This is a genomic window from Proteus cibi, from assembly GCF_003144405.1.
In the GTDB taxonomy this organism is placed as follows: domain Bacteria; phylum Pseudomonadota; class Gammaproteobacteria; order Enterobacterales; family Enterobacteriaceae; genus Proteus; species Proteus cibi.
Genome location: NZ_PENW01000020.1, coordinates 141,126 through 166,032 on the forward strand (window position 1 = coordinate 141,126; position 24,907 = coordinate 166,032).

Genomic DNA, 24,907 nt, shown 5'->3' on the forward strand with positions numbered 1-24,907 from the left:
TCATCATTAAGATGAGGGCAATATCAATGATGGAATATTAATGGCAAAAACAGTTGAACAGATTGCAAATGACCTGAATTTGTCTATTACCACAGTCAGATTGGTATTAAATGGCAAAGGTGATCAATACCGGATCAGTGCAAAAACGCAAAAGAAGATAGCGGACTATGTTGAGGTGTTTGGTTATACCGTCAATCATGCGGCTAGAAGCTTAAAGCTTAATAAAACAGATACTTACGGATTGGTTATCCCTCGTCTTTCTAACCCATTCTTCGCCGCGTTGGCTGAAAAATTAGAAATGCATTGTCACCAAATTGGTTGCCAGCTAACGATTAGTTGTACCTATGGTGATATCAAAAATGAAAATAAGCTCGTTAAATCAATGGATGAGCGCAATGTTGATGGCATTTTTATTGTTTCATCAAGCCGCAAAAATCAGCTACATCATGTTAAGCATCGTCAAAAACCATTAGTTTTTTTAGATAGAGATTTCTCTGTCTCTGAGGCTATTTGTGTCGCTTCAGATAACTGTGACAGTGGTGCTCAGCTAACAAGAGCGATGATAAAGCAAGATGTGCCAATCCACTTTTTTGCCGGTGATGCATTATTACCCACTATTGCCGCTCGTTTGCGCGGTTATGTGCAAGCGATAAAAGGGCATTATGGTGATGATCACCGTGTTACGGTCTCTTATGCGGAGCATAATACGACCAAAGATGGTGAGCAGATGATGAAACAGTATCTAGAACAACATCAGCAAATCCCCTCTCATTTTATTGCCTCATCATTGCCTATTCTTGAAGGTTTATTGAGTGTTATCCGTCAACGTGAAGGAAGCATTCCTGCTGATCTTCATATTGGTACCTTCGATGATCATGTGATGCTTAGTTTTTTACCTAATAATGTATGGTCGATGAAGCAGGATGAAGCATTATTGGTCGAAAAAGCCTTTGAAATCATGACAGCAAAGATAGCGGGTACCGCAGTTCAATCTCCTGCATTAATAAAAACACAACTGATCGAGCGCTTGATTTCTCCCCAATGAGTTAATTAAATCGCTTATTCTTGTGAGCAGAATAGACGTTTTAATTGACTCATTTCTGTACAAATAAACCACAATCGTGACATTAGTCGGTTTGTTTTATTGTTATTCTTTTTTTTATTTTTATGGACACGCGTTACGCTATTTATATAGCCTTATCAAAAATAGGGACTCTTGATTATCTGTAATCAGAGGCTCATAATTTAAGCGGATAGTTCCATTTTATTAATATAAAAGGATATTAAAGAAAGATGAACGATGATGTTGACCGATGTCCTGAGTGCGAAGTAAGGGCATATTATACGGATGATTTTGTTCGTGTTTATCAAGCCTATTCAAATACTATAGCTCAGAGCGCAGTCGCAAACGGAACATTTGTTTCACCCCCTTTTAGTATGACCCGCATGACTTGGGTAAAACCGTCCTTTCTTTGGATGATGTACCGTTCTGGTTGGGGACGCAAAGATGCTAATCAAGCTTCTATTCTTGCGGTTGATATTACGCATGAAGGTTTTCAAGAGATGCTGACACAAGGTGTTGTGAGTCATTTTGATCCCGATCGCTATGTCACTGCTGAGGCTTGGAAAGAGGCATCAGAGACCAGTAATATCCGCATTCAGTGGGACCCTGAACGTGATATTTATCTGAATCGACTCAGTTATCGTACCATCCAAATTGGTTTGCGAAATCAAGCAGTTGAAAAATATTGCCAAGAGTGGATTGTAAATATTACAGATATTACCGATAAGGTACATAAAATAGATGCTTGTATTGCTAATGGTGATCTCGACACCGCATACAGTCTATTACCAGTAGAAAAACCTTATCATTTGGGTGAGTAATTCATTCAAATATCACCCCGCTTAATTGGCGGGGTAATTGTAAGATAGGATCAGGCTTGTACAAGTTCAGGACGAACGCCAAGTGTATGGCAAATAGCATAGGTTAACTCTGAACGATTAAGTGTATAAAAATGGAAGTCTTTGACGCCTTCACGGCTTAGGATCTTCACCATATCAATAGCAATCGAAGCACCTACCAGACTACGGGTTTCAGGATCGTTATCTAATCCATCAAACATTTTATGCATCCAACCCGGAATTTTCACATTGGTTAAACCAGCAAAGCGTTTTAGCTGTTTAAAATTAGTGACAGGTAAAATGCCTGGCACAATTTCAACATCAATCCCCGTTGAAACACAGCGATCACGAAAACGTAAATAGCTTTCGACATCAAAGAAAAATTGGGTGATCGCGCGGTTGGCTCCAGCATCGACTTTTCTTTTTAAATTGATTAAATCCGCCTGCGCACTTTTTGCTTCAGGATGCACTTCAGGATAAGCCGCTACAGAAATATCAAAATCGCCCACTCCTTTGAGTAAATGCACTAAATCAGTTGCATACATATCGGGTTTTTGGGTGTTATCGGGTAAATCGCCTCGCAATGCCACAATGTGGCGAATACCATTTTGCCAATAATCTTGTGCAATATGCTGTAACTCTTCACGGCTAGCATCAATACAGGTTAAGTGCGGTGCGGCTTCTAGTCCTGTACGTTCTTTAATGCCTTTAATAATGGAGTGTGTTCTATCACGTTCACCCGAATTTGCGCCATAAGTGACAGAGACAAAGCTCGGTTTTAAGGTATTTAAACGCGCAAGGGATTGCCAAAGGGTATTTTCCATCTCTTCGGTACGAGGTGGAAAAAACTCAAAGGAAACTTGGATCTGACCATCAAGTTCGGCAAGATTTTGATTTAATGCTTCATGTTGGCTTGCGTGATAAAAGCTCATACCTGTACCTCATCAATCATGTCACTGTGTTGTTATTTTTATTTAAGTATTACTACTTGTTTACCCATCTAACCATTTAGACGTCTAGATGTAGACTCTCTTAATTAGGTTATTTAGTCAACAATTATTCACCCTATTTTTGATGAGGATAATTCAGTCACAATGAGAGGAAAATTCATGTTGTAAAACGCAATGATGAGAAAAGTGAGTGTGTAGCCTGATAAGTTGAGTGATTTTTCTTCTACAATAAAGCTCACTGACTTTTTAATGAGAGGCGAAATGATCACTTGTAAACGCGTGTATAACGATAAAGATGGGGCGAATGAAGGTTATCGCGTATTAGTTGATAGATTGTGGCCTAGAGGCGTGAAAAAAACAGATTTTCATTATGATGAGTGGAATAAAGAAGTTGCACCTTCGACCGAATTACGAAAATGGTTTCATGCTGGTAAAGGGGATTTCACTGAATTTACGCAACGCTATATTGCCGAATTGACAGGTGCTCCTGAACATTGGCAATCACTCTTAGTGATAGCCAAAGAGCAACCACTGGTATTACTTTATTCAGGTAAAGATGAGCAACAAAATAATGCTACTGTATTAAAAGCTTTCCTGGAAAAACAGTTAACATACTGTTAATCATGCTAATTTTAGCATTCTGGTAAAAAGTAAAAAAAAGTGGCGCGGTATTAGGCGCCACAAAAATTGCTAATAAAAACATCGAACAGAGTCAGAGAATAGGGTGACTATTCTTATGAATTTTGTGTATTTACTGCTAACCACGCAATAATACGTTGTTTTTGTTCGTCATTTAGCCACATACCCAGTTTGGTACGACGCCAAATAGCATCATCAACTTCGATAACCCACTCATGTTTCACTAAATAACGTAATTCTGCTTCATACAAGTTATGACCGAAATTTTCGCCCATACCCGCTAGATCAGTAATGCCTTCAAGCAGTAATTCGGTGTTGCTACCATAAGTACGAGCAAAACGCAGAGCCAGTGCTTCTGGTAACCACGGATGACGTTGACGAATTAAACGTGAATAACCATCACGATCACAGCCTTCTAAATTACCACCCGGTAATTGACCATTTTTAGTCCATGGTTTGCCCATATTCGGGAAGTAAGTAACGAGTTTATCAACAGCGTGTTCACCTAATTTACGATAAGTCGTTAATTTACCACCAAATACAGATAATAGTGGTGTTTGACCATTATCATCGTGAACATCTAAGGTGTAATCACGGGTAATCGCTTGTGGTGAGTCTGATTCATCGTCACATAATGGACGCACGCCAGAGTAATCCCAAACCACATCTTCTTTGGTTAACTGCTTTTTAAAGTGATCGTTATACACTTTCAGTAAATACTGAACTTCGTTGTCATCAATCGCGACATCTTTCGGATCGCCTTTGTATTCCACATCGGTTGTACCAATGATAGAAAACTCATCCATCCACGGAATGACGAAAACAATACGGTTATCTTCGTTTTGTAAAATATAAGCTTGTGGTTCGTTATGCGCACGAGGAATAACAATATGGCTGCCTTTAATTAAGCGAATACCATAGGGGGATTTCAGTTTTAAGCCTTCATCAAACAGTGTTTTAACCCAAGGGCCAGCAGCATTGACAAGTGCTTTTGATTGATAGAGCGATGTTTCACCAGTACGTAAATCTTGTGCTTCTACCATCCATAAATTGTTTTCACGCCAAGCTCGGGTGACTTTAGTTCGTGTGCGTACTTCACCACCACGACGGACGATTTCTTGTGCATTGAGTACCACTAAACGCGCATCATCAACCCAACAGTCTGAATATTCAAAACCGCGAGTTAATTCTGGTTTTAAAACAGAGTTTGCACCAAATTTAATGCCTTTACTGCTTGGTAGGCTGACGCGTTTTCCTAAATGATCATAAAGGAATAGACCAATACGGATCATCCAAGCTGGGCGTAAGTGTGGTTGGTGTGGCAGGCGAAAACGCATTGGAAATGCGATATGTGGTGCTAAGCGCAATAACACTTCACGCTCTGCCAGTGCTTCGCTCACTAAGCGAAATTCGTAGTGTTCTAAATAACGTAAACCACCATGAATAAGTTTAGAGCTTGCGGAAGATGTCGCACTTGCTAAGTCTTGAGCTTCCAGCATAAGTACTGAAAGGCCTCGGCCAGCTGCATCCGCCGCAATTCCAGCGCCGTTTATTCCGCCGCCGATGACAATCAAGTCTTGAGTTTTCATAACATCCTCCTACGAATGCGCGAAACAATTCTTTAATGTTCGTTTTCGCTCATAATTGTAATGAAGTTTGATGAAAATGCCAACTATATAACTGATAAAAAACATAACCGCGTGATATGGATAACAATTTATTATCATATCCACATGTTTTGTGTGTTTATTAAAAATAAGCAACATTGTTAATGTATTAATAAAAAAGAGAGTGGGTAAGTCAAAAAAGAGAGTAAATAGAATGAGTTAATCAGAATTTAGTGGGGAATAGGCGAAAAAAAAGTACCTGATAAGGTACTTTTTGAGGATTTTATTCAATTAACATAATTCGAGTTGAACGTTGTGTTGTTCGACAATTTTTTGGATACCTGCGGGGGGTTCTTGATCGGTAAATAAGTAATCGATTAGATTCATATTACCCAAATTTACCATCGCATTACGACCAAACTTAGAATGGTCAGTCACCAACATTACACAGCGTGAGTTTTCGATAATTGCGCGTTTAGTTCGAACTTCATGGTAATCAAACTCAAGTAGAGAGCCATCCATATCAATGCCACTTATCCCTAAAATACCGTAATCAAGACGGAATTGAGAGATAAAATCAAGCGTAGCTTCACCGACAATACCACCATCTCGTGTACGCACTTCACCACCCGCAAGAATTAAGCGAAAGTCTTCTTTGCCCATCAGTAACGTTGCCACATTGAGGTTGTTGGTCACGATACGTAGGTTTTTGTGGTTAATTAATGCATGTGCGACAGCTTCAGGTGTTGTACCGATATCAATAAACAGTGTTGCACCATCAGGAATTAAGCTTGCTACTCGTTGTGCGATACGTGATTTTTCATCAGACCACATAATTTTACGATCATGATAAGCCGTATTCACTGAGCTTGAAGGTAATGCCGCACCACCGTGATGACGTTGGATTTTGTTCTTTTCCGCTAATTCATTTAAATCACGTCGGATTGTCTGTGGGCTGACTTCAAAATGCTCCACCAATTCTTCAGTGCTGACATAGCCTTGTAGGCGTACCAGTTCAATGATGGCATCATGTCGTTGCGTTTGCTTCACAGGTATCCCCTAATGTTAAAAAATATCATGTTAATTTTATTATGATCTACGAGATAATTGATGTCGATTATCCCACAAAGCCATCAATAAGCCGATAAGGAAGCCTGCAAAATGTGCAGTATTTCCGATAGAGTCACCTAAAACGCCCATATAACCCGCAACAATCCACAAAATCGAAAAGACGAGTAAGCCTGTTGGAGCACCAATACCTTTTTCTGGATTACGCATTCCCGTTAAGCCGACATAGCCAATTAATGCGTAAACAACACCAGAAAGTCCACCAAAATTGGAGTGTGTAAACAGTGATTGTGCCCAATTACTAAAGAGCGCAGAAACGAACATGATGACGAATAATTTACCTGTACCTAATCGTTGTTCTGTTTGACTGGCGAGATACCACCACATTGCAAGGTTAAAGGCGATATGCATTAGTGAGAAATGAACAAACGCAGGGGTGATATAGCGCCAAATTTCAACGTTCAAGCTCTCTGTATAAGGCCATGCTAGATGGAGCATAACCTCATAATCGCCTACCACTTGTTGCCAAATAAAAATAAGGGTACATAACATTACCACCAGCACCGTTAATGGGCCTGATCGTTGCACCATATTTTTTATCGAAAAGGCTGGGCGATAGTTGATACTCGTATTTTGGGGATCACCAGTTTGCCAACTTGCGGCTTGGTAACGTGGGTGAAAAGGCTCACGTAAAAAAGTATTTAGTTCTTTTTCAACCATATCCAACTGATGTTGGTCTTCTAACCAAAGTGAGATCTGCTGATTTTCATTTTTTGCGTGAATACGTACACCTTTTGTTGCCATGTAATTGACAAACAAATCAGCTGCTTGAGGGTTAGAAAGCGTAATAATATGGATCATTAACAAAACTCATCTGTAGTTATTGCAGAGAAGTTATCGCTTGTGGAAACTCTCTTAGCCATGCTTCAAAACCACCGTTAACACTATAAACGGTTTCAAAGCCCATATTGACCAGATATTGAGCTGCACCTTGACTGCTATGACCGTGATAACACATCACCATAACAGGCACATCAAAGTCAGCATCTTGTAAAAATTGGTTTAGCGTATCATTGGTGAGATGAAATGCACCGGTAGCATGACCAATGCGGTAACTCTGAGGATCTCTCACATCAACTAATATCGCCGCTTGAGAGGTCCAGAATTGATAGGCTTGTTCAATGCTAAGAAATTGAAACTTATCCATAATTGTCTTATTTATTATATTGTTAATTGATTTATTTGTTCTGAGCGAGAGAACGTACATTTATCATAACGTCAAATAGGTAAAGATGGCGTTACACTTTGTAAATGATTATTTTAATAAACAAATCCCCCATGATATCAGTGCAGGTGAGTATCATAGGGGATGTGATACTGAGGGATCAGTAGTAGGAGTGTTCGCCACGTTGGTGTTCAGTTAAATCTTTCACACCTTTTAATTCATCAGGGAACAGGTTTAACAGTTCTTTTTCGATACCATCTTTTAATGTGACATCAATCATTGAACAACCGTTACAACCACCACCGAATTGTAAGATAGCATAACCATCTTCAGTGATTTCCATTAGACTAACGCGACCACCATGACCGGCTAATTGTGGGTTAATCTGTGATTGTAGTACATATTCTACGCGTTCAATTAACGGTGCATCAGCATCGACTTTACGCATTTTTGCGTTAGGTGCTTTCAGGGTTAATTGTGAGCCCAGTTGGTCAGTGACAAAGTCAATTTCCGCATCTTCTAAGAAAGGCGCGCTGATGTCATCAACATACGCAGAAAGTTTTTCGAACTTAATTTCAGTATCGTTTGGCTCTACGGCATCCGGTGGGCAGTATGAAACGCCACATTCAGCATTCGGTGTGCCCGGATTGATAACGAATACACGAATTTGGGTGTTGGGTTCTTGGTTAGCCAGTAGTTTGGCAAAATGCGCCTGTGCGGCATCAGTAATAATAATCATATCGTCTTGCTCAATAGTTGACTGTTCTGGTTGGTTATCATACGCCCAATTGGCGGTTAACTACAAGGTTCGACAAATCGCCCATACCTCAACAGAGCGTGCTCCCGCACGAAATAACAAGGGGACAATACTCTTTAATGTCGCGCCTGTAGTGATAACATCATCAATTAGTGCCAGATTTTTCCCTGATACCGACACTGTGGTATTTAATACAAATGCATTCTTTAAATTTTGTTGCCTTTGCTTGGCATTAAGATGCGTTTGCACCAGTGTAGCACGAGTTCTTATCAGGGTATCCGGTTGATAAGCACAATTTAGCCACCTTGCCAAAGGCTTAGCGATAGCTTCTACTTGCTCAAAGCCTCTAGACCAAAGGCGATGACGATGCGAAGGAACGCTAATAATTCTATCGGGTTTTTGCACCAAATTTTCTCGCCGATGTGAAAGCCATCGCAATAGAAAAAGTCGTGCAAGACATAACGCTATTTGAGGGCGAGGTTGGTATTTATAAAGGTGCAATAATTTATTTAATGGCGGTTGGTAGTCAGTGACTGTCAACATCTGTTTCCATGGTGGAGGCGATTGTAAGCAGCGTCCACATAGCATCATAGCGTGAGATGAAGGATATAAACAGCATGGGCATCGGTTATGCTGTTTAGGTAAATTGCGAATACAACTCGAGCAAATACCTTTAGTATCATAATGTAAGGGTTGACGACATAACCAACAATATCCTGCTATTGTTATCCACATAATGAAAATCCCTGTACTAAAGAGAAGAGAGCATAACAATGAATAAATTGTATTGGCAGACCATAGGTGAAGGAAAAACGCATCTTGTGCTATTACACGGATGGGGATTGAATGCAGAGGTCTGGCAATCATTAATACCGCGACTAAACTCGCATTTTACACTGCATCTTGTTGATCTCCCTGGGTATGGCCGTAGCCAAGGTTTTTCTGTGCTCACATTAAAAGAGATGGCAGAGATTGTTTTTGCCAAAGCCCCCGATCATGCCATTTGGTTAGGATGGTCTTTAGGTGGATTAGTTGCGAGCCGTGTTGCGTTGGATAACCCTAATAATGTGCAAGCATTGATTACGGTAGCTTCTTCACCTTGCTTTGGTGCTCATGACGATTGGCCTGGTATCAAACCTGAGGTTTTAAGAGGATTTGAACAGCAGTTAAATGAGAATTTTCATCGTACAGTTGAACGTTTTTTAGCTCTGCAAACATTGGGTACTCAAAGTGCGCGTGAAGATATGAAGGCATTAAAATCCGTGGTGTTAGAGCAACCTTTACCTTCTGTCGAAGTGCTTAATGGCGGATTAGAAATTTTGAGAACTGAAGATTTACGAGAAGAATTGAAAGCGTTGCGTTGTCCTTTTATTCGTTTTTATGGTTATTTAGACGGATTAGTTCCTCGGAAAGTGGCTGGATTATTAGATGCTATTTATCCTCAATCACCTTCGGTTATTTTCCGTAATGCAGCCCATGCTCCGTTTATTTCTCATCCTGATGAATTTACGCAAGCGTTAATTAATGCTTGTTCTCTTAAGTAATCAATTTATTAATAACTGCCCCCTATTTGGGGCAGTTTAAGAAGATAAAAAATGTCATCATTAACGATAAGACAAAAAAATCCCTTACCTTGGTAAGGGATTTTATTTTTAAGCGATATTTAACAAATAGTTAGCGTAATTGATAAAGCTTTGTCTGGCAGGCGGTTGCCTCTGGGCAACTTTTACAACTGCCTGTGAGGCAATCTTCCACCTCGACCTCTTCAAGCTTACCCATCAATGTGAGCCGTTCTAACATTGCTTGTACCAAAGGTTCAGGCATCTTGAGTTGATGGCTGATAAGACGGGCATCGGCTCGACCATTAAGGGCGATACAATCACGTACTTCTATCAAACTGGCCATCTTCTTTTTCCTTTGTCACTTAGTGACAGCTACCTTTTGAACAACACTGTTTTGCCAATGAAGGCTTATTGCTTAAGTTAATTGTTAGGCGACTACGCGCATTACGCAACAAGATAAACAAAATTAAGTTGAAGATAACTACAGCCGCAATGGTGATACCACTACTTTGTGGATGCTCACTAAAGGTTGCGGTTTGATAGAATAGCGCAGCCAGTGAGTAAGCAATATTTAATCCCCAAAGAATAGAGAAAGTCATCCAGCCACGACTGGTTTCACGCGCAATTGCTCCCATCACTGAAACACAAGGTACATACAGTAAAACAAAGATTAAGTAGCTATAAGCAGCAATACCTGAGCCAAATTTTGCCCCCATTGTGCCCATCGTTCCCGTATCCATTTCACCATCACCTTTACTGGCTTCAATGGGGTTAGAAAGTGCGGCTAAAGTGAATGTCTCTTTTAAGCTATCCCATGTCTCACCAAATGCATCACCAATTTCTCCCCACAAGTCGAATTCTTCAGGATCAAATGGCTCATTAACAATGCTTTCTGCGGTATAAAGAGTATTTAATGTTCCTACAACCACTTCTTTTGCCATTGCCCCCGTGACTAAACCAACGGTTGCTTGCCAGTTATCATTGTGAACACCAATAGGTTGCAGTAATGGTGTGATCACTTTACTGACAGAAGCTAATGCCGAATCATTGATGTTATCCGCAGGTTTACCCGAAAAGGTAAAACTGTTTAGTGCGCCAATAAACATACTCGCAATAATGATGACCTTACCTGCACGAACGACGAAACCTTTTAAACGTTGCCATGTTTGTAACAGTAAGGTTTTAACGTGGGGAACATGATAAACAGGCAGTTCCATCACGAACGGTGAGGCTTCACCGCGCATAATGGTGTGCTTTAACAACAAACCAGTAAGAATAGCAACCACAATACCTAAAAGATAAAGTGAGAAAACAACGCTTGCGCCGTTTTTACCAAAGAAAGCTGCCGCAAATACCGCAAAGATAGCTAAACGAGCGCCACAAGACATAAATGGTGCCATTAATACGGTGATCAATCGCTCTCTGGGTGCATCTAGAGTCCGCGCACCCATAATGGAAGGCACGTTACAACCGAAACCGACAATGAGTGGTACGAATGATTTACCCGGTAAACCCAAAGCCTGCATTAATCTATCCATAACAAATGCGGCACGAGCCATATAACCTGAATCTTCAAGAATAGATAAGAAGAGATACATCATCCCGATTTGTGGCACTAATGGTAGAACGGTATTGATACCGCCACCGACACCTTGAGCAAGGAAAATCGTTAGCCATTCAGGGAAGTTAAAAGTTGCACCAATCCATTGAATACCATGAATAAAGATAGCTTCGGAGCCACCTTCAAAAGCAGGTTGTAATGCACCACCAATGTTAATTGCTAGAACGAACATTAAATACATAACAAACAAGAAGATAGGAACACCTAACCAACGGTTTAATATCACTTTATCGATATTTTGTGTCAGAATATTCGGCTTAATGGACTCCATATTAATCACGGTATGGCAGATGCGCTCAATATTTTGATAACGGGCATCAGCGATGACTAATTCTGGTTCATTATTGTGTTCGTCCTGAATGCGTTGACGAATGGTTTTGATGTCTTCTGTCGTGATTTGGGCGCGTTGATGAGTATAGATATCACCCTCTAAGCACTGTAATGCCATCCAACGACGTTGCTGTAAATTAAACTCATCATGATTAATTTTTTCAGCAAGTACCTCGACTTCATTTAATAACCATAGTGGATAAGACGTCAGCAATTCTTGTGGTTTTTTCTTTTCCGCAGGGAAGGTATCAATAGCTTCTTTGAGCTTATCAATCCCTGACGCTTTGGTTGAAATCATTGGAATAACAGGGCAACCCAATTGCTCTGAAAGTGCCTTGATATCAATTTGCATATCTTGGTGTTCTGCAATATCGAGCATGTTTAATGCCACGATACATGGAATACCGAGCTCAAGCAGTTGCAATGTCAAATAGAGGTTACGCTCAAGATTTGATGCATCAACCACGTTAATCAGCATGTCTGCTTCATTACTTAAAATGAAATGACAAGCAATTTGCTCATCCAGCGATGTCTGTTCTGATATTGTCGTTAAAGAGTAAGTTCCGGGTAAATCGACGAGCTCAATTTTATGATTTGCCGTTGTGAAACGGCCAACTTTGCGTTCGACCGTTACACCCGCCCAGTTCCCCACACGCTGACGAGAGCCTGTTAACTGGTTGAAGAGTGTTGTTTTACCGGCATTGGGATTGCCGATAAGACCTATAGTGAGAGGAGTCATAATAGTGATGCCAATAGTTGTCTTGCCTGGTTGAATGAGAAATAACGATTATTTTTCGTTATGAACCACTTCGCTAAGATTAATGAGTGCGAGATCTTTTTTTCTCAAAATTAGGGATACTCGGTGTGTTTCTATTTGAATAGGATCACCCAATGGAGCGATACGAATAACGTTAAACACAGCGCCAGGTAACATACCTAAAGACAATAATTTCTGTCTGTATGCAGGGCTAATCTGAGGTGAGTAGCTCAAGATTTTATAACTGTGATTTGGGATCAGAGACATAATCGTCCTTCCACGAATATTGATACAAAAAACAATGATACTGATAAGTATTAACGTGTATGAGAATTCACATAATAATAGTCAGGTTAATTATAATAAATATTTTTAATGCTAATGAGAATTATAATTATCCTTATTGGGTATAATTTAGCCTAGTCTACGCGTATCTGCACTTGATTTAAATCAATCAGAGAAAAGATATTGAGATGAAAATGGACTGTTTACCTTATCTGTTACTAGACAAAAACAGAATGTGAAGGATTGAAATGTCAGTGTAGCAACAAAATAACAATCAACTAATGATATTAACGGTTCACAATATAAAAGTAGATTTCAAGAATATGAAGCTCGCGAGCTTAAGTGAAAAGCTCGCGTTGTTATTGTAAATAGCCGTTAATTAGTGAGTTTGCTGGTGGCTAAAAAGTTGGTAAATATTGTTCGGGGTATAACTATTGTCTTCGTATGAAACGACCCAATCCGTTATTAATGCGATATTAATAGGATAGATTTCACCTTCTTGCATATCCTTAACATAAAATGGCACGTTGAGTAATTTTGCATAAACGGTGTCTCCATCACGAGACTGTGGCACAAACCACATATGCTCTAGCTCTTTTTCTTCCTCTTCACCATAAGGAATACCGAATTTGATCATAAACTGCCAAGGATTTTCAGTCTCTTCGGGTTTGTCTTTTCCTAATAGTTTGGAGAGAAAACCACTTTTTTTCTCAATAGGGGGTTGATTGTAGTTATCAAACATAGAAACGAAGTATTCCCAGCGTCGCTTGGCTTTTTCAGACATCTCATAGGTTTCTTCATTGCTACGCAGTAGCATCATCGCTTGTTGCTCTTCATAACCTCTAAAGAAGGTTTCTAAAACAGGATTTTCTTCATTGGTTCTAAATAGCATAGAGGAAGGATGTTGATGATATTCATCACGATCGGCTAAATCACCCAAGAATACACCATTTGGTGCCCCTTCCGTGTCATAACGCATTTCTTCTAAAGGTCTAAGGCTATCAAGAGGCGTTGATTGATTAATATGGCGAATACCTTCTTCAAAAGGTAATGCAACAAGATACTCTAAGCCTGATGATGTTTGACCACACAACATCGGTTCACCAAATTCAATTTGGCGATGATTAATACTGTTGTTCACAAAGCAACGGAAGAGATCAGGAATACCATAGTAAGATTCAAGCATACTTGGAATAACTAAATCGACTTCTGTTAAACCACAGCGCGCTAATCCATGTGTATGGAACCAGAACATAGTTGGTGGATCATTTTCTGTGTCATAGACTGCATGAATAACATATAAGCTTTCTACTTCAGGGTAGAGATCTGGCGTCTCTAATTGGAAGCGGACCCATTCAGGTGTTAATGCTTTACCCGCTGCTGATTCATCTAATGCTAAAACCATTTCGGGTGCGATGATATTAAGAAAATTCAGTTGATGACGATAGCTCGCTAAAGGATGCAGGGTTTCAGTAAAAAGTGTTTCTAATAATAAATCTTGAGTTGTCGCATTTGCATGCGCGAGTCGCTGTGGTGTGAGTTCATCAGTCGAATACATTGGACGTATTTCGTAATTTTCATCACGAGGGTAAAGACAGACAAAAAAATGTAATTCGTCATCACCATGCTGGCAACGATAGAAAAAACCGTCGTCAATATTTTCACTTAGATAATTTATTTCACCATCAGTGTAATCGGTCTGTTCTTCTAGGCGTTGTTCAATGAGCGCATAGTTTAGTGGCTGTGCAGGGAAAGCCACTATACGAGAGGGCACTTTTTCCCCTTGCCCAGCTGCGATATCTAAGTACTGCTGTTTGTTATCCATATTTTTTATCACTCGTATATAAAAGATAGAAAAATAGGATATCAGGGATAACAAGGGAGGAATAGATGGAGTTATCTGAGCTTGAAGGGGCTATTTACTCTATTGTTAATAATAAATTTAAATGAAAAGTAAAATAGAGATAGTGTTATAAAAACAAAGGATATCAATAAGTTATTGATATCCTTTAAATGTAAGGCGATCAAGGCAAATGATTCGCCTTTTGATTATTTGCCTTTCAGTAGTTGCATGATGTCTTCTGTTTTTTCTTCATCGTCATCATCTTCAAACTCAATACCTAACTCAACCATTAATTCGTCAATGCGATCAAGGGTTTTCTCAGTATAAGCCTGTTCTTCTGCATTGAGTTTTTCACCGTTTTCAAGACGAGACAGTAATTCATCTAAACGTGTATCGTTTTCTAACAGGTCTAACTCTTGTTCAGGTGTTAAACGAACAGGTTCTGCTTTAACTGGCGCAGGTTTTTTCTTCGCAACTTTTGGTGCATCGCCCACAATTAGAGGGATCGGTTTTTTGCTACCAATACGTGGATCTTTGGGCGCTGTATTTTGCAGTTGCTGTTTATTTTCCGCTTCCTGCTGACGGTTACCGGCAGGATTGCCACGGTGTTTCTTTTGACGTTTACGCTCACGTCCTTCCGCGTTTAGCTCTTCACGCGATTTCTTACGTGTTTTAGCTGCGGGTTTTCTTTTAATCATATTCATAATGGTAACTCGATAGTGATCTTCTTGGTTGCGCAATCTATCAGAAACAAATTTTCAATAAAAGCGCAAATTTAAGACAATTTAATTTTTGCTCACGTACAATGTGCAGTTCGTTTCACTATACTTTGCTGTGTTGTAACGTCAATTAACGATTAAACTAAATTAATGAACTTAACTTTCTATTTATTATGACATTATCATCTGCACAATTACGTAAACCAGTATATTGGTGGGTTATTGGTTATGCGACACTTTGGATCTTAGTGAGTTATCTCTTTGACCCGACCGTGCCTTATGATGCCGTTGAGGCTGTCAATTGGGGCACTAATGGCGGGTGGGGTTCGCCCAAAAATCCTTGGTTTGTTGGTTTTATAATGACACCGGCTATTTACGGCGGTATCGATTTTAGCTTTTATTGGTATTTTATCCACTTTATTGTCATTGCCATTGGACTATTAGGTGTCTGGAATTTAGCTTATAAATTGACACGTAATACGAACCTTGCATGGTTTGCCATGTTGGGACTTAATTTATCTGGCATCATCAACTTCGATATTATCCCTTATAACGATAACTATATTCTAGTGGGCTGTTGGGCATGGGCACTTTATTTTTTCCTTTGTGCCATTAATGATAATCAAAAATATTGGATTGGCTTCGCAATTACGATGGGTATTGCCACAATGGGGAAATATTCATCATTAGCTTTTATTGGTTCTGTGTTTCTATCAAGCCTTTTTGTACCTAAAGTTCGAGCAAGCTATTGTTCACCCTATTTCTATTTAGCGTTGGCTATTTGGTTTGCTTTTGTTATTCCCAATTTGATTTGGTTATGGCAAACCGATTTTGCGGCTTTTAAGTGGGTCGATTCACAAATCGAAAGCCGTTTTAATTTACGTACAACTCGTGCTGCACTGACCGTTTTTTATCCTGTGATTTTAATGTGGGGGATTTTACGTTTTTATGGTGGACGCGTGAGTTGGTCTGCTTCTAAAGATAGCCAATTGCTTAATTTTATTTTGCTGTTCCCATTAACGATTATTTTTATTTGGTTTAGTTTCCATGAAGGTGGCCGTATTAGCGAGTGGCTACAACCCTTTATGTCGATTGCGACGGCACTTTTTGTGGGCTCAATCAGTGTCATGCCTAAACGTCCATTACGTGGCGCACTGTATGGTTTAGGTGTTTGGGGTATGTTAGTTGTTTCTGGTTATACCGTCGTTCAAGCTGCTAATGTACGTAATGCAGGTCAAAAATTTATTGGCGTAAAAACCTTTGTGCAAGATGTTGAACAAGCTTGGCATCAGCATTATCACACACCACTTGCGTATGTGGGTGGCGAATATATGCATGAATGGGTGACTTTTTATGGCAAAGATAGACCATTATCTTCACAGCCTTGGGTATTAGAAGCGAATGTACAACCTCCTAATATTTATAATCGATATATCACACTTCAACAATTAGAAGAAAAAGGTGTCGTCTTGGTGAGTGAAGTGGGCTATTACTGTGAAAAAGCACATTTTGATGAAGGATTAAAGCACTGGCCGAGTTTAAAAATAGCCGATACTCAAGAGATAATGTTTCGTTCCGAGCCAAATGCTATTGCGGAACCCGTTTGTATTGCTTTTGTGGCGCCAAAAACACATAAGGAAAAGTAGAAATGCGTTACGCTGATATTCAGATTGAAACGGAAAGGTTGAGATTGCGTCCTTTTGAAATGGGGGATAGTGAAGATTGGTTTAAGATCATGAGTTCACCTGAAGTGACGCGCTATTGGAGCCATCTCCCTTGGCAATCACTGCAAGAAGCTCAGGAAGATATTATTCAAGATATTACGCATATGGAAAGAAAAGAGTACCTGCGTTTAGCGGTGATAGATAAAACAACAAATGCACTTATGGGCATGTGTGTTTTCTTTAATCATTACCCTAATTCACGACGTGGCGAAATAGGGTATTGCCTTGATACGGCTTATCAAGGTAAAGGCATTATGAAAGAAGCAATGGTCGCGTTTATTGCGTATCTTCAAACACATTTATCTGTTCGCCGTTTAGAAGCAGATATCCACCCTGATAATAAAGCATCTGCAGCGTTGTTAGCGAAATTAGGTTTTGAACAAGAAGGGTATCTAAAACAGCGTTGGATAGTGGGTGATGAGATTTCTGATTCGATTGTTTTTGGTTTGTTATTGCCCACGAAAGTCGCGTAATGGTAGAAAATAGAAAAGCACAAGTGTTATATAGCACTTGTGCTTTTAGCTACTTAGCCAAAAAAGAGGCTTGATTTTTTAAGCTTAACGCCTGATTTACTGCAAATATATCGCCACGTACTTCTGGAATACCAAAAGATTTTAATCGAGCACTGTGTTTATCTAAATAAGCTTGAGCGTTTTCTTTTGAATCAAAAAGATAAATCCCCCCCGCTTTTTGCGTTTCTTTATTTTCAGTCCAAATTTTCCAGATAAAGCCAGGCTCTTGGTTGATTGATGCAGATAATGCATCCATAGCTTGTGTCATTTCATCACCGAAAGGACCATGATACGGGAAATCGACTTGTAGAATTACGTGCATAATCACCTCTTTTCTTATAAAAAACGGCACGTTATTGGTGCCGTTTTGTCTGTATCATCATGATCTTAATTTATTGAATATTAGAATAAAGAATTTAAATCAATCACATGAGTATCAATCAGTAATATTTTTAAAATAAATAGCAGTGAAACAATCACAACGCATAGATTAATTTCTTTCCAACGAAACGTACCCACTTTCATCACGCAATAAGCAATAAAACCAAGTGCGATACCTTCTGTGATAGAGAAGCTAAATGGCATCATGACTGCGGTGATAAAGGCAGGAACAGATTCTGTTAAATCATCCCATTTTACGCGTGTCAGGCTGGATGTCATTAATACACCCACATAAATCAGTGCGCCTGCGGTTGCATAGCTTGGTACCATGCCTGCGAGTGGTGATAAGAAGATCGCGAGTAGGAAAAGAATACCGACAACAACGGCAGTTAAACCGGTACGCCCACCGACAGAAACACCTGAAGTACTTTCGATAAACGCAGTAACAGAAGATGTCCCCATTGCCGAGCCTGCAACAGAGCTTAAGCTATCGACATATAATGCTTGTTTCATGCGTGGAAACTTGCCTTTGTCATCAGTTAAACCCGCTTTATCAGTGACACCAATTAAAGTGCCTGATGAGTCAAATAAGTTAACCAACATAAAGGCAAAAATTACACCAGAAAGGCCGATATCTAACGCGCCGACAATATCCACTTTACCTACCACAGTTGTGATAGAAGGAGGCATCGCAAAGATACCTTGATATTGAACATCCCCTAAGAGAAGACCAATGACAGTGGTGATCACAATTGAGATAAGAATTGCAGCATGAATATTACGAGCGGCAAGAATGGCGATAATAAAAAAGCCTAATGCACCCAGTAATACGTTATGAGAAGCAAAATTACCGATAGTTACGATAGTGTCATTATTAGGAATAATAATACCGGAGTTTTTTAGTCCCATCATGGCGATAAAAAGGCCGATACCGCTCGTAATACCTACACGGAGACTTAATGGAATATGGGCAATTATCCAATAACGAATACGAAAGAGGGTTAATAAAAACAGACCCACTGCGCCCCAGAAAATTGCACCCATAGCGACTTCCCATGAATATCCCATTGCACCAACAACCACAAAGGCAAAGAAAGCGTTTAGACCCATCGCAGGGGCAACGGCGATAGGTAAATTTGCCACTAATCCCATTAAAATACTGCCGAAAGCCGCAATTAAGCAGGTCGTCACGAAGACGGCTTTAATATCCATATTGGCAGCAGCGAGAATTTGAGGGTTAACGAAGATAATATAAACCATCGTTAAGAAAGTCGTGATACCCGCAATCAGTTCAGTGCGAGCGTTTGTACCGTGTTCTTGTAGCTTAAACACACGTTGGAGCAAACCCTGTGAACCAGAATTTGGTGATGACATGCTCATAGACAAAAGATCCCAAAAAAAAATGTTTTTCGCTTTATCCTACACAAATAAAACCAGAACTGCACCTAAAAAAGTAATCGATTGCGTAGAAGGCAAATCTAAAGCTTAAAAATAGGTTGAGATCCTTTAAGCGTTAAATTGGATAAAGGTAAGGGGGTAATCATGGTATCGACATGATGCAATTTCTACAGCGGGATCAGTAACACGGTAGATGAGACGATGTTTATCAGTGATCCGTCTTGACCAAAAAACGGTTAAATTATGTTTCAATGGCTCTGGTTTACCTATTTCGCTAAACAGTGTTCTTTTTATATCTTTTATGAGTTCGTTAATGCGTTTAGTTATTTTCTTATCTATTTGTTGTCAATAAAGATAATTTATTTAGGACGGATCATAAGCATAATAAAAAGGCTAAATTGCTTTAGCCTAGTACATCGATAACTACAAAAAAAAGATGTTAAGTCTCATCGCTGGTGCAAGCGCTATTGGTAAATTGGTGACTAATTTCATTAAGATATTATCAATTGTAAGTATCAAACAAGCAGAGATAAAGACAGTATTAATATCCATATTTATCTGAGGGTTAACTAAGATTATATAAGTCATCTTTAAGAAAGTAATGACGCCTGTAATAAGCTATGTGTGAGCGGTAGTACTATGTGCTTGTCGTTTAAATAGACGCGGAAGCAAATCCAACAATGCATAATTTGGGAATGACAAGCTTATAGACAAAGGATTCCCAAAAATATTTTTCATTTTATCCTACACAAATAAAGCCAGAACCGAACTTAAAGAGCAATCAATCGTGTTATCAAAAAGATACATGTCTGATATTTTATAAATTCTGCTGAAGATATTACACATTGAAATCTGTATTTGTAACAGACTTATTTTATAAAATTAATTTGGTAGTATAATTAAAAATTCTTAATAAAAATTAGATAAAAAAGGACCATTAATATGGCTGTTTATAGAGATTTGGAAGATCATATTATTGAACTGTTTAATAGTTTCAATGGTGTTCTGAATTGGGCTGATGAGTCTTATAATCATGTCCAAGCATATAAACCACACCCTAGATATGGTGGTGGGGAATGTAAAACAGATGTTTATGTTTTACTAAGGAATACTGATAAAAACATATCGTCCGAAATTAAAATATCAGTAAAAAAAGACGATGCTGATTTTTTAGCAAATAAATTAACAGCATCTGTAGCTGAAGATTTATTAGGTCCTAATTGGTCAAATATTTTAATTGAAAACACTAAAAAAATAACTAAAAAGTTTAAAGATATTGAGAACTTAGTTTGTTTAAAAACACGAAATAATGTTAGTGATGCATATTTTACATTAGGATGGAAGCTGGAAGTTACAAATAAAGAAAGAAATTTAAGTGTAAAACTAGATTTAAGTAATGAGGAAATTATTCGCGTTATTTTTAAAGGTGAAAATCAATCCATAGAAAAAAGAAACGCTATTATTAATGGAAATATAAAAGAAAATTCAGGTATCGCAGAATATATCCTTTATGGCAATCGAGAAAAATATAGAAATGCTCAATCTATTATTGATGATTTAATTAACTTAGAGCATTATGATGCTGGAGATATTTATCTTGTTTTTACTGCTAATAACTTTAGATATCAAGCGAATAAAGCCGATGGACCAAGAGCATTGGCAGTTGCAATAGAGTGGTTAATAAAAGAAGGTAGGTTATATCCAAATTTTATTTTTAATCAACCTTTAGTTTTTACAGGGCAACGAGACATGATGCCTAAAATTAAATCATGTCTCATTGCCCTTGGAATAAATAATTTTTCAGATATTGATATAGAAAAAATAAAACCAAAAATTTAAGTTAGGTTGCTATTTTAAACGGGAAGTGCTTGTATTATACTTTTTGCTAATATTTTAGCAAAATCGACATTTACTGCATTTCCTATCATTTTATAACCATGATTTAAATCACTATATTTGAATATAAAATCATCAGGAAAGCTTTGTATTCTTGCACATTCTCTAACACTTAAACGTCTATATTTATCTTTATTTTCAGCAAATATAAATTTATCGGGTTCTACTTTTATCATTTTAGGTGCGCTAGGGTGAATGGGGGCATGTCTCCCTCCGGCTTGAATAGTAAAAGAGGGTTCATTCCAAGCTCTCACTCTATTTCTTGACATATACATCGAAGAAAATCCACCAGTCATATATTCGTGATTAGAGAATTTGACATTAGAGTTAGGTTTTGATTTATTTATTGCAGGTACTGCACTATCACTAAGGTCTTTAATTACATCATTTAAGACTAATTTATTTTCAACGGGTAATGGAAAAGTATAATGAACATTAAGGTCCTTTCTAAAGCCAATAAAAATGACACGTTTTCTATCTTGTGCAATTCCATAATCTGTCGCATTTAACAGTTTAAAATAAAGTTTGTATCCAGCATCTTCAAATGTTTTTTTTATTTCTTCTAAAGCATCTTTATGCCTTGGTGCTAACATACCACTCACATTTTCAGCTAAGAAAAATAGAGGCTGTTTAGCGCGCAAAATTCTAATGAAATCAAAAAATAACTGACCTCTTTTATCATTAATTCCTTTTTTTGAACCAGCCTCACTCCAGCTTTGACAAGGGGGACCACCAATAATTCCATCACACTGAGGAATTTCATTTTCATTAATTAATGTAATGCTTCTTTTATCTAAATATGTTTCAGGATGGTTATGTTCATATGTAGCCCATATGTCTTTATCAAACTCGTTAGCAAAGATAATATTAAATCCTGCTTTTTTGAATCCTAGATCTAAACCACCAGCACCAGAAAAAAGAGATACTATTTTTAAAGACATATTATTGAATACTCATCAGCTAAACTAGCAAATATTTTTACATTATTATGGATAAAAGGCCAGCTATTTTACATATCTTTTTAGATTAGTAATGTCTTAACCGACAATCTTCTCAACAAATGGTCTCTTTTTTATCGGCAACACCATTTGCCAAAAAGGGCGTTTTTCTTTTTGTGTTGAGAATAATTTAGCAACTCTATTGGCAATTATTTCCAATGAAAAACAGAGCACAAAATAGATAAAAGCAACAAACAGAAAGACTTCCATTGGATAAACCATGCTACGGTTATTGACTTGTGTGGCTAAGAAAGAAAGCTCGCCGACACCGACGACATAAGCTAATGAAGTATCTTTAATTAAGGCTATCCACTGATTAATAAACGAAGGGACCATCATGCGTAATGCTTGTGGCAATACGATATACCACAGTACTTGCCAGCGATTAAAGCCTAACGATAACCCTGCTTGCCACTGACCTTTCCCAATCGCCAAGATACCCGCTTTAACGCCATGTGCAATATAAGACGATGTAATTAACGCCAATGCACAAATTACGGTGGTGATCTCAGGTATTTCCATCCCCAATACAACGGGCAAGAGAAAATAGACCCAAAATATCAACATAATGACAGGAATAGCACGAAAAAAGCCTAAAAAAGCCGCAAAAAGATTAACCCAGACACCTCGGAGCATAGCCAGAGCAATACCACCTAAGGTACCTAAAATAATAGATACAATACCCGCAATGATACTGATAAACACGGTCAGCGCTGCACCTTCTAAAGGCCCATCAGGATAAGCACCAAAGAGTAAGTACTGCCAGTTATCAGCAATAACAGTAAAGTCCATATTAATACCCTTGTGCTAATTTACGTTGCTGATGCCATTGTCCCCACGCTTCCATTAAGGCTATCGCCGCAATATAAAGAATAGTTGCAACACCAAAGGCTTCAAAAGTACGTAATGATTCGGTTTCGACTTGTCTTGATGCGTAAGAAAGCTCTGCAACACCAATAGCCATAGTGAGTGATGAGTTTTTTATCACGTTCATGTATTGACCGAGTAAAGGTGGCAGAGCAATACGAAAAGCTTGAGGTAAAATGACATAACGCATAGATTGCCACGGTGTTAAGCCTAGTGCTAAAGCCGCATATTTTTGCCCTTGTTTAACACCTTGAATACCGGCTCTGAGCTCTTCAGCAATAAATGGGGTTGAGTAAAATGTGAGACCGACAATACCGGCTAAAAACTCAAATGAAGGCCAGGACAGTGTGAGCCCTAAAAAAGAAACTTCATGAGGCGTATTTAGCCACATCATGACACTTTGTGGCAGAATTTCTCCTGAGGCGAAATACCAAAAGAACAACTGTACTAACAGTGGAGTATTACGAAATAGTGAAGTATAAGCAGTGGCTAACCAGCGTAATGGTGCAAAAGCACTATCTCTTGCAGCACTAAGGGCAAAGCTCATTAATGTTGCAATGACAATAGTCCAAAAAGAGATAAGCAAGGTAATTAGAAAACCACTCCAGAGCCAGCGTAAATAGTGTGGCTCAAGAAGGTAATGTGAAAGAAATTGCTCAAACATATAATAGGCCTATTGTAGGCACCAAACCCCGCAGAAGCGGGGTCGGTGTTTTAATAAAGGAATAACTTTGTTTTTAATGAAATAAGAAAGTGATTACACTTTAAGGATCAAGATTGTGGTGTTTGCTCTGATAGTGGGGCAAATTTGAAATCGCCACGAGGCTGAGCTGATTTTGTTTCAGGACCAAACCAACGGTTATAGATCTGATCTGCTTTACCTTCTTTTTCCAATCTTAATAGCGTGTTATTGATTTCATTAATTAAACGCTCTTCACCTTTAGCAGCTGCAACAGCTTGGTATTCACGAGTGATGCTAAACGGTGAAATTTCAAAATCTGCTTTAATGGCATCAGGAAGATTTGCCAATAAACCCACTAATTTTGCATCGTCTTGTGTGATTGCTTGTACGTTACCATTACGTAATGCAGCAAAAGCGAGAGGTGTATCATCATAAGAGATCACTTTGGTGTCAGGATAACGTTCACGTAAAGTGATTTCTTGAACGGTGCCTTTATCAGCACCAATACGCAGTGAATGAATTTGTTCTGGATTAGTTAAAACCCCTTTGCGTGCAATAAATTTTTGTCCTGTTGCAAAGTAAGGAACAGAGAAATCAACTTGCTTAGCGCGTTCATCGGTAATGGTGAAGTTAGCCGCGATTAAATCGACTTTCTTAGAACTTAAAAGTGGGATACGGTTTGCTGGGTTTGTTGGGCGCAGTTCCAGTTTTACACCTAAATCTTTGGCGATTTCATTGGCGATATCTGCATCATAACCTGCCAGTTTTTTGGTTTGAGGATCAATAAAGCCAAAAGGAGGATTGCTATCAAAAATCGCGATACGTACTACACCTGCTTTTTTTATATCATCGAGTTTATCTGCTTTTGCAATACCAGAGAAAAGTACTGAGCTCGCAATTAATGCGGTTGCCAAAACACGTAATTTCATTATTCACCCCAAAGAAAAGAATTATCATCGTTATGTTGGATATCACGCTATCAAGTTGATCTAAGTTCATAAAATAATAAAAATTGATATGGATATGCTTTTAAGGAATAAGATGAGGAAACACGTTGAGCTAGAAGGGGGATTCATTGATGAGAAAATAAAAAAACAGCGACATATGAACTGACCCCAATTTATTGGACAGTTTAAATTAGTTAGGTAAAGACTGAGTTCGGTATTGAACTGGACTCAGTCCTT

General features: G+C 38.6%; 26 protein-coding genes. 7 read left to right on the top strand and 19 right to left on the bottom strand.

Annotated elements, in window-relative coordinates; translation table 11 throughout:
* Nucleotides 1–40: 40 nt before the first annotated feature.
* Nucleotides 41–1,045, top strand: a complete 1,005-nt coding sequence (locus DK865_RS12945) for a LacI family DNA-binding transcriptional regulator (protein WP_023583201.1) — start codon at nt 41–43, stop codon at nt 1,043–1,045.
* A gap of 248 nt (nt 1,046–1,293) precedes the next feature.
* The gene (locus DK865_RS12950) at nt 1,294–1,884 is read left to right on the top strand and encodes a DUF4291 domain-containing protein (RefSeq protein WP_109392108.1); all 591 of its coding nucleotides are present in this window, start codon (nt 1,294–1,296) and stop codon (nt 1,882–1,884) included.
* A gap of 50 nt (nt 1,885–1,934) precedes the next feature.
* On the opposite strand, the gene metF is transcribed toward DK865_RS12950, so the two are convergent.
* Nucleotides 1,935–2,834, bottom strand: a complete 900-nt coding sequence (gene metF / locus DK865_RS12955; RefSeq protein ID WP_023583203.1) for a methylenetetrahydrofolate reductase — start codon at nt 2,832–2,834, stop codon at nt 1,935–1,937.
* A 279-nt stretch (nt 2,835–3,113) separates the two neighbouring features.
* Here metF and DK865_RS12960 point away from each other — a divergent pair, with 279 nt between their 5' ends.
* A complete protein-coding gene (locus tag DK865_RS12960) occupies nt 3,114–3,473 on the top strand; it encodes a DUF488 domain-containing protein (RefSeq protein WP_109392109.1) in 360 nt (119 codons plus the stop codon).
* A gap of 113 nt (nt 3,474–3,586) precedes the next feature.
* Here DK865_RS12960 and glpD read toward each other — a convergent pair whose 3' ends face one another.
* From glpD to gntX, 6 genes are all read right to left on the bottom strand, one after another.
* Nucleotides 3,587–5,080, bottom strand: a complete 1,494-nt coding sequence (gene glpD, locus DK865_RS12965) for a glycerol-3-phosphate dehydrogenase (protein WP_023583205.1) — start codon at nt 5,078–5,080, stop codon at nt 3,587–3,589.
* Nucleotides 5,081–5,389: 309 nt separating this feature from the next.
* Nucleotides 5,390–6,148 (bottom strand): DeoR/GlpR family transcriptional regulator, encoded by a 759-nt coding sequence (locus DK865_RS12970; protein ID WP_006534541.1) that lies wholly within the window; start codon nt 6,146–6,148, stop codon nt 5,390–5,392.
* A 39-nt stretch (nt 6,149–6,187) separates the two neighbouring features.
* A complete protein-coding gene (glpG, locus tag DK865_RS12975) occupies nt 6,188–7,027 on the bottom strand; it encodes a rhomboid family intramembrane serine protease GlpG (protein WP_023583206.1) in 840 nt (279 codons plus the stop codon).
* A gap of 19 nt (nt 7,028–7,046) precedes the next feature.
* Entirely contained in the window at nt 7,047–7,373 is a 327-nt protein-coding gene (gene glpE, locus DK865_RS12980; protein ID WP_036914342.1) for a thiosulfate sulfurtransferase GlpE, read from the bottom strand.
* 178 nt (nt 7,374–7,551) lie between these two features.
* Complete coding sequence (gene nfuA / locus DK865_RS12985; protein ID WP_023583208.1) at nt 7,552–8,130, bottom strand: Fe-S biogenesis protein NfuA; 579 nt, start codon at nt 8,128–8,130, stop codon at nt 7,552–7,554.
* Nucleotides 8,131–8,190: 60 nt separating this feature from the next.
* Nucleotides 8,191–8,883, bottom strand: a complete 693-nt coding sequence (gntX, locus tag DK865_RS12990) for a DNA utilization protein GntX (protein ID WP_109392110.1) — start codon at nt 8,881–8,883, stop codon at nt 8,191–8,193.
* Nucleotides 8,884–8,921: 38 nt separating this feature from the next.
* Between gntX and bioH the strand changes: the two genes are divergently transcribed.
* Nucleotides 8,922–9,692, top strand: coding sequence for a pimeloyl-ACP methyl ester esterase BioH (bioH, locus tag DK865_RS12995; RefSeq protein ID WP_109392111.1), 771 nt, complete (start codon nt 8,922–8,924; stop codon nt 9,690–9,692).
* A gap of 130 nt (nt 9,693–9,822) precedes the next feature.
* Here the strand turns inward: bioH and DK865_RS13000 are convergent, their stop codons facing one another.
* The 5 genes from DK865_RS13000 to yihI all read right to left on the bottom strand — a co-directional run bounded on the left by DK865_RS13000 (nt 9,823) and on the right by yihI (nt 15,250).
* Nucleotides 9,823–10,053: a FeoC-like transcriptional regulator gene (locus DK865_RS13000; RefSeq protein ID WP_109392112.1), complete on the bottom strand. Its 231-nt coding sequence runs from the start codon at nt 10,051–10,053 to the stop codon at nt 9,823–9,825.
* Nucleotides 10,054–10,072: 19 nt separating this feature from the next.
* The gene (feoB, locus tag DK865_RS13005) at nt 10,073–12,400 is read right to left on the bottom strand and encodes a Fe(2+) transporter permease subunit FeoB (RefSeq protein ID WP_109392113.1); all 2,328 of its coding nucleotides are present in this window, start codon (nt 12,398–12,400) and stop codon (nt 10,073–10,075) included.
* A 48-nt stretch (nt 12,401–12,448) separates the two neighbouring features.
* Nucleotides 12,449–12,685 (bottom strand): ferrous iron transporter A, encoded by a 237-nt coding sequence (gene feoA, locus DK865_RS13010; RefSeq protein ID WP_036914344.1) that lies wholly within the window; start codon nt 12,683–12,685, stop codon nt 12,449–12,451.
* A gap of 397 nt (nt 12,686–13,082) precedes the next feature.
* A complete protein-coding gene (locus tag DK865_RS13015; protein WP_023583214.1) occupies nt 13,083–14,528 on the bottom strand; it encodes a DUF4026 domain-containing protein in 1,446 nt (481 codons plus the stop codon).
* 224 nt (nt 14,529–14,752) lie between these two features.
* Nucleotides 14,753–15,250: a Der GTPase-activating protein YihI gene (yihI, locus tag DK865_RS13020; RefSeq protein WP_023583215.1), complete on the bottom strand. Its 498-nt coding sequence runs from the start codon at nt 15,248–15,250 to the stop codon at nt 14,753–14,755.
* Nucleotides 15,251–15,438: 188 nt separating this feature from the next.
* Here yihI and DK865_RS13025 point away from each other — a divergent pair, with 188 nt between their 5' ends.
* Together DK865_RS13025 and DK865_RS13030 are read left to right on the top strand one after the other, a co-directional pair.
* Entirely contained in the window at nt 15,439–16,911 is a 1,473-nt protein-coding gene (locus DK865_RS13025; RefSeq protein WP_023583216.1) for a glycosyltransferase family 39 protein, read from the top strand.
* 2 nt (nt 16,912–16,913) lie between these two features.
* Nucleotides 16,914–17,462, top strand: a complete 549-nt coding sequence (locus DK865_RS13030; RefSeq protein WP_109392114.1) for a GNAT family N-acetyltransferase — start codon at nt 16,914–16,916, stop codon at nt 17,460–17,462.
* Between the two features lie 49 nt (nt 17,463–17,511).
* Here the strand turns inward: DK865_RS13030 and DK865_RS13035 are convergent, their stop codons facing one another.
* The 3 genes from DK865_RS13035 to DK865_RS13045 all read right to left on the bottom strand — a co-directional run bounded on the left by DK865_RS13035 (nt 17,512) and on the right by DK865_RS13045 (nt 19,619).
* Nucleotides 17,512–17,823, bottom strand: a complete 312-nt coding sequence (locus DK865_RS13035; protein WP_036914347.1) for a monooxygenase — start codon at nt 17,821–17,823, stop codon at nt 17,512–17,514.
* Between the two features lie 80 nt (nt 17,824–17,903).
* Complete coding sequence (locus DK865_RS13040) at nt 17,904–19,256, bottom strand: NCS2 family permease (protein WP_023583218.1); 1,353 nt, start codon at nt 19,254–19,256, stop codon at nt 17,904–17,906.
* 132 nt (nt 19,257–19,388) lie between these two features.
* Nucleotides 19,389–19,619 carry a Txe/YoeB family addiction module toxin gene (locus DK865_RS13045; protein WP_228407787.1) on the bottom strand — a complete coding sequence of 77 codons (231 nt, stop codon included), beginning with the start codon at nt 19,617–19,619 and terminating at the stop codon, nt 19,389–19,391.
* Nucleotides 19,620–20,222: 603 nt separating this feature from the next.
* Between DK865_RS13045 and DK865_RS13050 the strand changes: the two genes are divergently transcribed.
* Entirely contained in the window at nt 20,223–21,119 is an 897-nt protein-coding gene (locus DK865_RS13050) for a hypothetical protein (protein ID WP_023583220.1), read from the top strand.
* Between the two features lie 14 nt (nt 21,120–21,133).
* Here the strand turns inward: DK865_RS13050 and DK865_RS13055 are convergent, their stop codons facing one another.
* The 4 genes from DK865_RS13055 to DK865_RS13070 all read right to left on the bottom strand — a co-directional run bounded on the left by DK865_RS13055 (nt 21,134) and on the right by DK865_RS13070 (nt 24,652).
* Nucleotides 21,134–22,117: a DNA cytosine methyltransferase gene (locus DK865_RS13055; RefSeq protein WP_023583221.1), complete on the bottom strand. Its 984-nt coding sequence runs from the start codon at nt 22,115–22,117 to the stop codon at nt 21,134–21,136.
* Nucleotides 22,118–22,213: 96 nt separating this feature from the next.
* The gene (locus DK865_RS13060; protein ID WP_109392115.1) at nt 22,214–22,966 is read right to left on the bottom strand and encodes an amino acid ABC transporter permease; all 753 of its coding nucleotides are present in this window, start codon (nt 22,964–22,966) and stop codon (nt 22,214–22,216) included.
* A gap of 1 nt (nt 22,967) precedes the next feature.
* Nucleotides 22,968–23,705: an amino acid ABC transporter permease gene (locus DK865_RS13065; RefSeq protein WP_109392116.1), complete on the bottom strand. Its 738-nt coding sequence runs from the start codon at nt 23,703–23,705 to the stop codon at nt 22,968–22,970.
* Nucleotides 23,706–23,812: 107 nt separating this feature from the next.
* The gene (locus tag DK865_RS13070) at nt 23,813–24,652 is read right to left on the bottom strand and encodes an ABC transporter substrate-binding protein (RefSeq protein WP_023583224.1); all 840 of its coding nucleotides are present in this window, start codon (nt 24,650–24,652) and stop codon (nt 23,813–23,815) included.
* Nucleotides 24,653–24,907: the final 255 nt, after the last annotated feature.